Origin of the sequence: Kribbella sp. CA-294648, assembly GCF_050943845.1 — a bacterium.
Lineage (GTDB): Bacteria > Actinomycetota > Actinomycetes > Propionibacteriales > Kribbellaceae > Kribbella.
Genome location: NZ_CP191981.1, coordinates 6597939 through 6610116, shown reverse-complemented (window position 1 = coordinate 6610116; position 12178 = coordinate 6597939). Strand labels below are relative to the sequence as shown.

Here is a 12178-nt window from a genome sequence, read left to right as displayed (position 1 = left end):
TGACCCCCTGGCAACGGCGCCGTTCGACGCACCCTCATCGAACGCCCACTCTCCGTACCCACTTGCCTGCATTCCGAAGTGAAGGATCCTTCATGGTCGCCGAAGCGTTTCCGTCCACCCCTGTGCCCGCTCCCGATCCGTTCGCCGGTGACCCGGTCTTCGACCTGCACCTCGGCGGCAAGATCGAGGTGACCTCCTCGGTCCAGGTGAGCAGCGCCGACGAGCTGTCCCGCGCCTACACCCCCGGCGTCGCCCGGGTCTGTACTGCGATCGCCGAGGACCCCTCGCTGGTCCGCAAATACACCTGGAAGTCCAACGTGGTCGCGGTCGTCACCGACGGCACCGCGGTCCTGGGACTCGGTGACATCGGGCCGGCCGCGTCGCTGCCGGTGATGGAGGGCAAAGCCCTGCTGTTCAAGGAGTTCGGCGGCGTCGACTCGGTGCCGATCGCGCTGGACTGCACCGACGTGGACGAGTTCGTCGAGACCGTGGTCCGGCTGGCCCCGAGCTTCGGCGGTATCAACCTGGAGGACATCTCCGCCCCGCGCTGCTTCGAGATCGAGCGCCGGCTGAAGGAACGCCTCGACATCCCGGTCTTCCACGACGACCAGCACGGTACGGCGGTCGTCGTCCTGGCCGCCCTGCGTAACGCGCTCCGGCTGACCGGCAAGTCCATCGAGGACATCCGGGTGGTGATCTCCGGTGCGGGCGCGGCCGGCGTCGCGTGCGCCCGGATCCTGCTGCAGGCCGGCGTCGGCGACCTGGCCGTTGTCGACAGCAAGGGTGTGCTGCACGAGGATCGCGCCGACCTCAACCCGGTCAAGCTTTCGCTGGCCAAGGACACCAACACCGGTGGCCTGTCCGGCCGGCTGGTGGACGCGCTCGACGGCGCGGACGTGTTCCTCGGCGTGTCCGGCGGAACCGTGCCGGAGGAGGCCGTCGCGCGGATGGCACCGGGCGCGATGATCTTCGCCCTGGCGAACCCGAACCCGGAGGTCCACCCCGACATCGCCCACCGGTACGCCGCGGTGGTCGCGACGGGACGCTCCGACTTCCCCAACCAGATCAACAACGTGCTGGCCTTCCCCGGCATCTTCCGCGGTGCCTTCGACGTCAACGCCAGCCGGATCACCGAAGGCATGAAACTGGCCGCCGCCGAAGCCCTCGCCAACCTCATCTCCCCGGAAGACCTCCGCCCGGACTACGTCATCCCCTCGCCCTTCGACCCCCGCGTCGCCCCCGCGGTCGCCGCAGCAGTCGCCAACGCCGCCCACCGCGACGGCGTAGCCCGCGCCTGACGTTTGGGCGGTTAACCCCCGAGCTTGTGGGTTGCCACCCCGGATTCCGGGGTGGCAACCCACCCTTTGAGGGGTTGACCCCCCAAATGGTGTGGGGCGGGGCGGGCCGGTGAGGTTGGTTACTGACTGGGTGCGAGCGGGGTCCTAGGGTGGGCGGCATGCTTGCTGCTTATGCCGCCAGGTTCAGTCCGGACGACCCGATCTCCGCGTTGGAGGTGGGGGAGCGGCCTGAGCCGGTGGCGCCCGAGGGATGGGTGACGGTCGACGTCAAGGCGACCGCGCTGAACCATCACGACCTGTGGTCGCTCAAGGGGGTCGGGCTGGGCGAGCAGAGCCTGCCGATGATTCTCGGCTGCGACGCGGCCGGGATCGATGCGGACGGCAACGAGGTCGTGGTGCACGCGGTCATCTCGGATCCCGCCTGGAAGGGTGACGAGACCCTCGACCCGAAGCGCTCGCTGCTCAGTGAGCGGTACCAGGGCACCTTGGCGGAGAAGGTCGTCGTACCGGCGCACAACGTCGTACCGAAGCCTGCTGGGTTGAGCTTTGACGAGGCAGCCTGCCTGCCGACCGCCTGGCTGACGGCGTACCGGATGCTGTTCACGCAGTCGGGGCTGAAGCCGGGTGACACCGTGCTCGTGCAAGGCGCTGGCGGCGGGGTCGCGACCTCGCTGATCACGCTGGCGCGCGCGGCCGGTATCCGGGTCTGGGCGACCAGCCGGGACGAGGGTAAGCGGGCGAAGGCGGTCGAGATCGGCGCGCACGAGGCGTTCGAGTCCGGCGCGCGGCTGCCCGAGCGGGTCGACGCCGTGATGGAGACCGTCGGCCAGGCGACCTGGTCGCACTCGCTGAAGTCGCTCAAACAGGGCGGCACGCTGGTGATCTCGGGCGCGACCAGCGGCCAGGCGCCGAAGTCGGCCGAGCTCAACCGGATCTTCTTCCTGCAGTTGCGGGTGCAGGGCTCGACGATGGGCACCCGGACCGAACTGTCCGAGCTGCTGCGGTTCATGGCGAACGCGGGGATCAAGCCGCACATCGACAGCACCTTCCCGCTCGCCGACGCGCGCAAGGGGTTCGCGAAGATGAATGAAGGTGACGTCTTCGGCAAGATCGTCTTCACTGTCTGAGTGGAGATCGAGATTCGCCGTGCCGAGGTCGCCGATGCCGAGGCCGGCGCCTGGTGTCACCTGACCTGCTGGCGTGAGGCCTACGCCGACCTGGTCGACCCCGAGCGGCTGCTCGAGAAGACCAGCGACATCGACCGGCGGGTCGAGCGCTGGACGAGCGCGATCGAGGACGGTGTACTGCGCTGGATCGCGCTCGACCCGGATCCGGCTGCCCCGGTCCAGGACCGGGTGATCGGGTTCTCTTCGCCCGGACCCGGGCGGGACGAGGACGCACCGACGCCGCTGGAGCTGTACGCGATCTACGTGCGAGCCAAGTGGTGGGGGAGCGGGCTCGGTGACCGGTTGCTGGATGTTGCCGTCGGCAAGGAAGCCGCCAGCCTGTGGCTGCTGGAGGGGAACGAGCGGGCGAAGGCGTTCTACCGGCGGCACGGGTTCGTCGAGGATGGCGCCCGGGTGGACGAGCCGTACTTCGGCGTACCGGAGATCAGGATGGTCCGGGAGGCCCGATAACTGTCCTGGGGTTGCCCCGGCTTGATACACAGCCTATGTTACATAGGTAATGTTGTATCTCGCCGGGAGGTGCTCCATGCACGGTACGGACCAGACCGCACGACGGCTGCTCGATTCCTCGGCCCGGCTGTCCCGCGATCCGGAGACGGAGATCGACTGGGACGCGCCGCTCGGCGACGGGTACGGGCTGAGTCCGGAGTGGAGCACGCTGTACGGCACGGCGTACTGGGACGAGCTGACCGAGGTCCAGCGCCGGGAGCTGACCCGGCACGAGGCCGCCTCGGTCGCCTCCACCGGGATCTGGTTCGAGCTCATCCTCCAGCAGTTGATCCTCCGCGACGTCTACGGCCTGAACCCGGCGAGTGCGGAGTTCCAGTGGTCGCTGACCGAGATCGCCGACGAGTGCCGGCACTCGATCATGTTCGCCCGGGCGACCGGCCGGCTGGTCGACGCGGAGTACCGGCCGCGACCGGTCACCCGCGAGCTCGGGCGGATGTTCAAGACGGTGGCCACCGGTGAGACGGCGTACGCCGCGATCCTGGTCGCCGAAGAGGTGCTCGACGTGATGCAGCGCGACTGGATGCGCGATCGCCGGGTCGCCCCGCTGGTGCGGACGGTGAACCACATCCACGTCGTCGAGGAGTCGCGGCACATGGTGTTCGCCCGGGAGGAGACCCGGCAGCGGCTGGTCGGCAGCAGCGGGGCGCGGCGCTGGGTGAGTGCGCTGGTGATCGCGCTGGCCGCCGACATGATCGTGAGCAGCATGGTCACCCCGGCCGTCTACGCGAACGCCGGTCTCGATGCCGATCGCGCGCTCCGGGAGGCTCGGCGCAACGAGCATCACCGGGCGCTGCTGCGGTCGAGTTGCGCCAACCTGATGGACTTCCTGGGCGAGGTCGGGCTGCTGACGCCGGCGGCGACACGGGTGTACCGGCGTACCGGGTTGCGCTGATGACGTACGTGATCGCGGGGGACTGCTGCTCGGACGCGAGCTGCGTGGCGGTCTGCCCGATGAACAGCATCCACCCATCACCAGGCTCGGCGGGCTTCGGTACGACGGATGGGCTGTTCATCGATCCGCGGACCTGCATCGACTGCGGCGCGTGTGCCGACATCTGCCCGGTGGGCGCGGCCAAGCCGGCCGACCAGGCGACACCGGTCGAGGTGGAGCTGAATCGCTCGTACTTCGCCTCGCGGCCGGCTCTGGATGCGCTCGACCTGGATACGTGGGAGGCGCCGAGCTTCTCGTCCTGGACGGGTGGGCCGCGACGCGTTGCGGTGGTCGGTGCCGGACCGGCGGGGATGTATGCGACTCGGGAGCTGTTGCTGCGTAGTACCGCCGAGGTGACCGTTTATGACCGGTTGCCGGTGGTTGGCGGGCTGGCGCGGTTCGGGGTGGCACCCGATCATCCACAGACGAAGCAGATCGTGGCGACCTTCGAGCGGGTGATCGCGCATCCGCGGGTGGGTTGGCGCCCGGGAACCGAGGTGGTCGCGGCCGAGCTGGAGGGCCGGTACGACGCGGTGGTGCACGCGGTCGGTTCGTTCTCGAGCCGGCGGCTTGGGATCCCGGGCGAGCACGCGGCGGGGAGCTGCACGGCGGGCCAGATGGTTGCCTGGTACAACAATCGCCCAGGTGCGGTGCTGCCGGTGAGGCTGTCCGGTCCGCGGGCGGTGATTGTTGGCAACGGCAACGTTGCGCTCGACCTCGCCCGCCTGCTCATCAGCGACTCCCACCGGCTGGCCGGTCTGCAAATCCCGCCGGCGGTTCGCGAGGCGTTGGCGACCAGTGGCATCACCGAGGTGGTGATCGTCGGCCGTCGCGGGCCGGACGCAGCGTCGTACTCCCCGTCGGCCTTCCAAGATCTCCTTGCTCTTGAAGGCGTTGAGGTGCGGCAGAGTCCCAACGACCTCAGCGCTCACCCCGAGCCGGGGCGGCGGATCGTGTTGCGGTTCGACACCAGGCCTCTTGCGTGGGAGCCGGGGGTCGGGCTGACCACTGACAGCGGGGTGATCTCGGCGGGCAACCTCTTCACCGCGATCGGGTTTGTGGGGCAGCCGATCGACGGGTTGCCGTTCGACGAGGTGCGGGGCGTCGTACCGAACGAACGCGGTGCGGTGGTCGGTCGGCCGGGGCATTTCGTCACCGGCTGGATCAAGCGTGGGGCGCGGGGTGGAATCGGTGCCAACAAGGCCTGTGCGGAGGAGACCATACGCACTCTGCTGGCCGCGAAACCGAGCACAGTACTGACAGCGGCACCGATGTGACACTGTCCGGCGGTGACGTTTCCTCCCTGAAACATTGCTGTCGCACCGGGGCAACGAGGCTGGCGCACGCTGTTCGTACCGCGGGAAACCCCCGCGGGTTCGATCCGCCCGATCGATGAGTGCTGAGCAGGAGTGCCCATGAGGCCGACCTTGACGGTAATCGCGGACCCCGCCGACCGCTGGATGATGCGTGCGGCCTGCATCGGCCAGGCGCCGGCGTACGACGAGACCGCGAGCGCCTGGGAGCAGCGCAAGGCGCAGGCCGTCTGCCTGACCTCGTGCCCGGTGATCGAAGACTGCCGCGAGTGGGCCCGCCGAACCAAGTTCACCGGCACCGCCGCGGGCGAGAAGTTCCTCTCCGGCCGCCGCCGTGGCCGCCCTGGCCCGCAGGAGCGCCGCCGCCCGATGGTCGAGGAGCAGCAAGCCAGCTAAGTCTTAGACCCCGACCAGTTCCTTCGGCTGTTCCGCTGCGACCTTCGGGGTGCGGCGGAACGGTGACGTCAGGGTCTGTACGACGTACTGGCGGTTGTGGACGATCGCTGCGATCGCCAGGACCGTGTAGACGCCACAGAGCACATAGCGCCCGGTCTGCCCCGGTACTGCGAACTGCACGGCGAACAGCCCGAGCAGCGTCCAGGCGGCCCAGCGCGGGAAGCGCAGGCTCAGCAGGACGGCCAGGCCGAGCACTGTCTGAGTAGCAGTCAGCAGGAACTCCTCCACCTGGCGACCGTCCAGCGGGAGAGCAGCAGGGCCGCCGCCCATGCCGTAGGCGATCGGGAGGCTGCCGATCAGCAAGGTCCACTGGTTCACCTTCGCGGAGATGAGCAGGCCGAGAGCGACCGCTCCCTTGCCGCGCCAGGCGAACAGGATCGCGATGATGAACTCCGGCGCCTCAGACGCCAGTGGAGCCAGCCACTGCACCAGCAGGAACTGGTCGATGCCCAGTGCGTGCCCACCCTCGACCAGCGAGTCGGCGAACGGCTCTGCGGACAGCAGGATCACTCCGGCCGCCGCGACGAACATGGAGATGACAGCGACCCGCCGCTGGACCGTGTCCAGCCCACCGATCCGCGCTGCCGGGCCGATGAGCTCCGGCTCGTCGTCGTGGTCCGACGCGGCCGCCCGCCACAGGTAGTACCCGAAGAAGGCCAGCAGGGCGATGCCCAGGACCAAGTGGATCTGCCCGGTCACCGGGATGATGAAGGCAACCACGCTGGCGACTGCCAGGAAGCCCAGTTCCCGGCGGTAGCCCGACTCGAGCACCAGGGCCTTGATGGGCCGCCCGCTGCGCTTGCTGGCGACGTACAGGCTGATCAGGACGACGCTGGACCAGCCGAGGCCGAGCAGGAGCCGGTTGGAGCCGGTCATGTTGGCGGCGGCATAGGCCACGTACTCCGGTTGGCTGCCGGCCGTGTGCGCGAAGTACAGGTCCACCGCGTACTCCGGCAGGACGGCGATCACCGCGAGCAGCGCGATCGCCAGGCCGCCGGAGATGTCGACCTCGGCCGCCTCTGCCGCCCAGGCCAGCACGAACGAGGCCGCGACCACTCCGAGACCGAAGACAACGATGGCCAACGGGGCCGCCGGGTGCACTCCGCTCAGCCGGAGGACAACACCCGGAACAGCCGCCAGCAGGCAGAGAAAGACGGGCCGGAGTGCTCTGATCACGTGATCAAGAATCTCATCGTTTCGATACTTTCGCAATTGCGCAAGTATGAGACCGTCCTCGCCCACGGCCTGCCGCGTTCCCCACGACCTCCGCAGCGGTCACAATGACTGCGCAATGACGACACCCCCCGAACCGACGCGAGCTCAGCTCGACTCCGCCGCCAGCACGTTCGCGATGCTCTCGGCGCCCGTGCGGCTGCACCTGGTCTCACTGGCCGCCCAGGGCGAGTACGACGTCGGCACGCTGGCCGAGCGGGTAGGAGTGAGCATCGCCACCGCCAGCCAGCACCTCGGCAAGCTCCGGCTGGCCGGCATCATCACCGCCCGCCGCGACGGCCGCCGCCACATCTACACCGTCGACGACCCCCACGTGCTCAACCTGGTCGACCAGATCTTCGAACACATCGCCCCAGACGGCTCCCTGGCCCCCGACCCACCCCTACGCCGCCGGCCACCCCACACGGACTAGAGGACGTGCCGCAGGTAGCGCTCCGGGGCGCCGAGGTAGGCGCGCCAGTGCTCAACCAGCTGCAGGTCATCCCAGGCGGTCTTGCGGATGCCCCACTCGCCGACCTCCAGGATGGTGGCGCCGGGGAGGGCGGCGATGACGGGGGAGTGGGTGGCGCAGAGCACCTGCGAGCCCGACTCGGCCAGGCGGTTGAGCACGCCGACCACGGCCAGGCTGGAGGAGAAGGACAGCGCTGACTCGGGCTCGTCCAGGCAGTAGAAGCCGCGGCGGCTGAACCGGTCGCCGATGAGGCTGAGGAAGCTCTCCCCGTGGCTCATGCGGTGGAACGGGATGTCCGCGGGGCCGCTGGTCCGCGGATTGTCTTCCAGGTAGCTGTAGAAGCCGTGCATGGTTTCGGCGCGCAGGAAGAAGCCCGCCCGGGCGGCACCGGCGCCCCGGGTCAGCTGGATCTGCTCGTACAGCGGGGACTCGGTCACTCGGGTGGTCAGCCGGGCTCCGGTCGAACCGCCTTCGGGTGACATGCCGAAGGCGACGGCGATCGCCTCGACCAGGGTGGACTTGCCGGCGCCGTTTTCGCCGACCAGGAAGGTCACGCCCGGGCCTAGGTCCAACCCGTCCGTCAGGAGTTGCCGGACGGCCGGGATGGTGTGCGGCCACTCCCGCGAAACGCTGATGCCCTCCGCGGCGGCGACCCGGCGTACGGGATGAGCTGCGAAGGGCATCTGCACAAGCTAGGTGAGGAAGGGGTTAGTCGTCTTCGTCGTCGAGGCGGGCCAGCCAGGTGGCGAAGCGTTCGATCGGGGTTTCGAACTCGGGGTTCAGGTCGACGAACTCGCGCAGCCGTTCGGCGACCCAGGCCAGCGGGACTTCCTCCTCGCCCCGCCGGCGCTCGAGCTCCTCGATCCCTCTGTCGGTGAAGTACACGTCAGCTGAAGGCCTGCTTCAGCAGCGTCGCCTGCTCGGCCTGGTGCACGCCCATCGAGCCGACCGACGGCGCGGACATGGCCGGCCGGGACACCCGGTAGAACGGCTTGCCGCCCAGGTGCTCGGTCAGGTTCAGTGCCATGAACGGCCACGGGCCCTGGTTCGCCGGCTCGTCCTGCACCCAGCGGATCTCCTGCAGGTTCGGGTACTTCGCCAGCTCGGCCTTGATCTCCTCCGAGGCCAGCGGGTAGAGCTGCTCGACCCGCAGGATCGCAGTACTGATCTTGTCCGGCTCGGCCTTCTTGCGCTCGGCCAGCAGGTCGTAGCTGATCCGGCCCGAGGTCAGGATGACCCGCTCGACGGCCGCCGTGTTCTGCTCGGCCTCCGGGTCGTTGATGACCGGGCGGAACGTGCCGCTGGTCAGCTCCTCCGGCTGCGACACCGCTTCCTTGCGCCGGAGCAGCTGCTTCGGCGTGAAGACGATCAGCGGGTTGTGCTCCTCCTGCAGGGTGTGCCGGCGGAGCAGGTGGAAGTACGACGCGGGCGTCGACGGCTGGGCCACTGTCATCGCGTTCTCGGCGCACAGCTGCATGAAGCGCTCGATCCGGGCCGACGAGTGGTCCGGGCCCTGGCCCTCGTAGCCGTGCGGCAGCAGCAGCACGACCCCGGACTTCTGGCCCCACTTCGCCTCACCGGCCGAGATGTACTCGTCGATGATCGACTGGGCGCCGTTGACGAAGTCGCCGAACTGCGCCTCCCAGAGCACCAGCGCGTCCGGCCGGGCCACGGAGTACCCGTACTCGAAGCCGAGCGCGGCGTACTCGCTGAGCAGCGAGTCGTAGACGTAGAAGTTGGCCTGCTTCTCGTCCAGGTTCTGCAGCGGGACGTAGTCCTGCCCGTTCACCCGGTCGATGATCGCGGCGAACCGCTGGACGAACGTGCCGCGGCGGCTGTCCTGACCGGCCAGCCGGACCGGGCGCCCGGCCAGCAGCAGCGAACCGAACGCGGTGATCTCCGCGCTGGCCCAGTCGACCGGGCCCTGGGTGATCGCGGCGGCCCGGCGCTGTAGCTGCGGCATCACCTTCGGGTGCGCGGTGAAGCCCTCCGGCAGCGTGGTGTACGCGTCGGCGATCTTCTTCAGCACCTCGGGCGTGGTCGCGGTCGCGTCCGGGCCCTCCGGCTTGTCGGGGTAGACCGGGACGGTCACGTACGGCGCCGGCGTGTCTGCCTGGTTCTTCGCCTCGCGGACCTCGGTGAAGACCCGCTCCAGCCGCTGCTGGAAGTCGCGCATCGCCTGCTCGGCCTCTTCGATCGTGATGTCGCCACGGCCGATCAGCGCCTCGGTGTAGAGCTTGCGGACGGACCGCTTCTGCTCGATCAGGTCGTACATCAGCGGCTGGGTGAAGCTCGGGTCGTCGCCCTCGTTGTGACCGCGGCGGCGGTAGCAGACCAGGTCGATCACGACGTCCTTGTTGAACGCCTGCCGGTACTCGAAAGCCAGCGACGCGACCCGGATGCAGGCCTCGGGGTCGTCGCCGTTCACGTGGAAGATCGGCGCCTGCACCATCCGGGCCACGTCGGTGCAGTACATCGACGAGCGCGACGAGGCCGGCGAGGTGGTGAAACCGACCTGGTTGTTGACGATCACGTGGATCGTGCCGCCGGTGCGGTAGCCGCGCAGCTGGGACAGGTTCAGCGTCTCGGCCACGACGCCCTGGCCGGCGAAGGCCGCGTCGCCGTGGACGAGCACCGGCAGCACCGGGAACGCCACGCCCTGGTCGAGGATGTCCTGCTTGGCCCGGACGATGCCCTCGAGCACCGGGTCGACGGTCTCCAGGTGGGACGGGTTCGCCGCCACCGACACCTTGATCTTGTCGCCGAACTCCGAGACGAACTCGCCCTCGGCGCCCAGGTGGTACTTGACGTCACCGGAGCCCTGGACGGTCCGCGGGTCGATGTTGCCGTCGAACTCACGGAAGATCTGCCCGTACGACTTGCCGACGATGTTGGCCAGCACGTTCAGCCGGCCGCGGTGCGCCATCCCGATGGTGACCTCGTCCAGGCCGGCGCCGGCCGCTTCCTCGCAGAGCTCGTCGAGCAGCGGGATGGTGGTCTCGCCGCCTTCCAGCGAGAACCGCTTCTGGCCGACGTACTTGGTCTGCAGGAAGGTCTCGAACGCTTCGGCCTCGTTGAGCTTGGCCAGGATCCGCAGCTGCTCCTCGCGCGGCGGCTTGGTGTGCGGCCGCTCGACCCGCTCCTGGATCCACTTGCGCTGCTCGGGGTCCTGGATGTGCATGTACTCGATACCGGTGGTCCGGCAGTACGAGTCGCGCAGGATGCCGAGGATGTCGCGCAGCTTCATGAACCGGCGGTCGCTCTGCGCCCCGAAGGAGCCGGTGGCGAACTCGCGGTCCAGGTCCCACAGGGTCAGCCCGTGGGTGGCGACGTCCAGGTCGGGGTGGCTGCGCTGCTTGTACTCCAGCGGGTCGGTGTCGGCCATGATGTGGCCGCGCACCCGGTAGGCGTGGATCAGCTCGAGGATGCGGGCCTGCTTGCTGACGTCCTCCTCGTGGCTGTGCGGGAGGTCGGCGGCCCAGCGGATCGGCTCGTAGGGGATCCGCAGCGACTGGAAGATCTCGTCGTAGAAACCGTCCTCGCCGAGCAGCAGCCGGTGCAGCCGGCGCAGGAACTCACCCGACTGGGCGCCCTGGATGATCCGGTGGTCGTACGTCGAGGTCAGCGTCATCACCTTGCTGACCGCGAGCTTGGCCATCGTCTCCTCGGCCGCGCCCTGGTACTCCGTCGGGTACTCCATCGCGCCGACGCCGATGATGCAGCCCTGGCCGCTCATCAGCCGCGGTACCGAGTGCTGGGTGCCGATCGTGCCGGGGTTGGTCAGGCTGATCGTGGTGCCCTGGAAGTCGGGCAGCGCCAGCTTGTTGTCCCGGGCCCGCCGGACGATGTCCTCGTAGGCCATCCAGAACTCGGCGAACGTCATCGACTCGGTCGCCTTGATCGACGGGACCAGCAGCTGCCGGGTGCCGTCGGGCTTCTGCATGTCGATGGCCAGGCCGAGGTTGATGTGCTCGGGCTGGACCAGGGTCGGCTTGCCGTCGGTCTCGTCGTACGACGCGTTCATCTCGGGCAGCGTCTTGAGCGCCTTCACCAGGGCCCAGCCGACCAGGTGGGTGAAGGAGATCTTGCCGCCGCGGGCGCGACGCAGGTGGTTGTTGACGACGATCCGGTTGTCGATCAGCAGCTTGACCGGGACCTGTCGCACGCTGGTCGCGGTCGGCACCCCGAGGCTGGTCTCCATGTTCTGGGCGGTCCGGGCCGGCGCTCCGCGCAGGATCCTGCGCTCCGCGTCCGTGCTGGTCGCGGGTGCGGGCTTGGGTTGCGCGCTGGGCGGCTGGTTCACCGTGCCTCCGGTCGGGGCGCCACTGGCGGCAGGCGCTGCCTTCTGTGTGTTCGCTGCTGGCTGGGTCTGGGGCTTGCTGGGCTGGGTGGCCGAAGTGGCCGAGCCCGGAACCGCCGGTGCCGGCGCAGCGGGAGCCGCGGCGGCCGGTGCTACCGCTGCAGCCTGGGCGGCCGGCTGGCTGGAGGCCGGCGCGGCCGCCGCCGTACCGCGGCTCGGCGCCTCGGGAGTCTTGTTGTCCGACACCGCATCGGGACGGGGAGCGTCAGCAGGCTTCACCTGCTTCGCATCACCCGGGCTGTGCCCCTTGAAACCGTCGCCCTCGAAGTAGGCACTCCAGGCCGGGTCCACCGACTTGGGGTCCGCGAGGTAACTCTCGTACATCTCGTCGACCAGCCATTCGTTCGCACCGAAGGCTGCAAGGGGGTCAGATTCTGATGGCTCGGTGGCCACTTGGCAGTTCGCCTCTTCCGATCGGGTCGGGTACCACGGGTTATGA

General features: G+C 69.0%; 11 protein-coding genes. 7 read left to right on the top strand and 4 right to left on the bottom strand.

Annotation, left to right across the window (positions count from 1 at the left end; all coding sequences use genetic code 11):
* Nucleotides 1–92 precede the first annotated feature (92 nt).
* From ACQPYM_RS31205 to ACQPYM_RS31180, 6 genes are all read left to right on the top strand, one after another.
* Nucleotides 93–1298 carry an NAD(P)-dependent malic enzyme gene (locus ACQPYM_RS31205; RefSeq protein ID WP_433007670.1) on the top strand — a complete coding sequence of 402 codons (1206 nt, stop codon included), beginning with the start codon at nt 93–95 and terminating at the stop codon, nt 1296–1298.
* A 158-nt stretch (nt 1299–1456) separates the two neighbouring features.
* Nucleotides 1457–2425, top strand: coding sequence for a zinc-binding dehydrogenase (locus tag ACQPYM_RS31200; protein WP_433007668.1), 969 nt, complete (start codon nt 1457–1459; stop codon nt 2423–2425).
* Nucleotides 2426–2935, top strand: coding sequence for an N-acetyltransferase family protein (locus tag ACQPYM_RS31195; RefSeq protein WP_433007666.1), 510 nt, complete (start codon nt 2426–2428; stop codon nt 2933–2935).
* 76 nt (nt 2936–3011) lie between these two features.
* Nucleotides 3012–3887 carry an AurF N-oxygenase family protein gene (locus ACQPYM_RS31190; RefSeq protein ID WP_433007664.1) on the top strand — a complete coding sequence of 292 codons (876 nt, stop codon included), beginning with the start codon at nt 3012–3014 and terminating at the stop codon, nt 3885–3887.
* On the top strand, nt 3887–5203 hold the full coding sequence (locus ACQPYM_RS31185) for an FAD-dependent oxidoreductase (RefSeq protein WP_433007662.1): 1317 nt from the start codon (nt 3887–3889) through the stop codon (nt 5201–5203). Before ACQPYM_RS31190 ends, ACQPYM_RS31185 begins: the two co-directional genes overlap by 1 nt.
* 138 nt (nt 5204–5341) lie before the next feature.
* Nucleotides 5342–5635: a WhiB family transcriptional regulator gene (locus tag ACQPYM_RS31180; RefSeq protein WP_433007660.1), complete on the top strand. Its 294-nt coding sequence runs from the start codon at nt 5342–5344 to the stop codon at nt 5633–5635.
* A gap of 3 nt (nt 5636–5638) precedes the next feature.
* Here ACQPYM_RS31180 and ACQPYM_RS31175 read toward each other — a convergent pair whose 3' ends face one another.
* Nucleotides 5639–6871: a sodium:proton exchanger gene (locus tag ACQPYM_RS31175; protein WP_433007658.1), complete on the bottom strand. Its 1233-nt coding sequence runs from the start codon at nt 6869–6871 to the stop codon at nt 5639–5641.
* Nucleotides 6872–6986: 115 nt separating this feature from the next.
* Here ACQPYM_RS31175 and ACQPYM_RS31170 point away from each other — a divergent pair, with 115 nt between their 5' ends.
* Complete coding sequence (locus ACQPYM_RS31170) at nt 6987–7340, top strand: ArsR/SmtB family transcription factor (RefSeq protein ID WP_020389459.1); 354 nt, start codon at nt 6987–6989, stop codon at nt 7338–7340.
* Here ACQPYM_RS31170 and ACQPYM_RS31165 read toward each other — a convergent pair.
* From ACQPYM_RS31165 to ACQPYM_RS31155, 3 genes are read right to left on the bottom strand one after another with little or no spacing between them, the layout of a single operon-like run.
* Nucleotides 7337–8062, bottom strand: coding sequence for an AAA family ATPase (locus tag ACQPYM_RS31165; RefSeq protein ID WP_433007656.1), 726 nt, complete (start codon nt 8060–8062; stop codon nt 7337–7339). The genes ACQPYM_RS31170 and ACQPYM_RS31165 overlap by 4 nt on opposite strands.
* Nucleotides 8063–8087: 25 nt before the next feature.
* The gene (locus ACQPYM_RS31160) at nt 8088–8264 is read right to left on the bottom strand and encodes a DUF6104 family protein (RefSeq protein ID WP_433007654.1); all 177 of its coding nucleotides are present in this window, start codon (nt 8262–8264) and stop codon (nt 8088–8090) included.
* Between the two features lies 1 nt (nt 8265).
* Nucleotides 8266–12132: a multifunctional oxoglutarate decarboxylase/oxoglutarate dehydrogenase thiamine pyrophosphate-binding subunit/dihydrolipoyllysine-residue succinyltransferase subunit gene (locus ACQPYM_RS31155; RefSeq protein ID WP_433007653.1), complete on the bottom strand. Its 3867-nt coding sequence runs from the start codon at nt 12130–12132 to the stop codon at nt 8266–8268.
* Nucleotides 12133–12178: the final 46 nt, after the last annotated feature.

What these genes read in the sequence shown, in the direction of transcription:
- ACQPYM_RS31205 (WP_433007670.1), top strand. Translation starts at nt 93, where the DNA reads ATGGTCGCCGAAGCGTTTCCGTCCACCCCTGTGCCCGCTCCCGATCCG.
- ACQPYM_RS31200 (WP_433007668.1), top strand. Translation starts at nt 1,457, where the DNA reads ATGCTTGCTGCTTATGCCGCCAGGTTCAGTCCGGACGACCCGATCTCC.
- ACQPYM_RS31190 (WP_433007664.1), top strand. Translation starts at nt 3,012, where the DNA reads ATGCACGGTACGGACCAGACCGCACGACGGCTGCTCGATTCCTCGGCC.
- ACQPYM_RS31185 (WP_433007662.1), top strand. Translation starts at nt 3,887, where the DNA reads ATGACGTACGTGATCGCGGGGGACTGCTGCTCGGACGCGAGCTGCGTG.
- ACQPYM_RS31180 (WP_433007660.1), top strand. Translation starts at nt 5,342, where the DNA reads ATGAGGCCGACCTTGACGGTAATCGCGGACCCCGCCGACCGCTGGATG.
- ACQPYM_RS31170 (WP_020389459.1), top strand. Translation starts at nt 6,987, where the DNA reads ATGACGACACCCCCCGAACCGACGCGAGCTCAGCTCGACTCCGCCGCC.
- ACQPYM_RS31165 (WP_433007656.1), bottom strand. Translation starts at nt 8,062, where the DNA reads ATGCCCTTCGCAGCTCATCCCGTACGCCGGGTCGCCGCCGCGGAGGGC.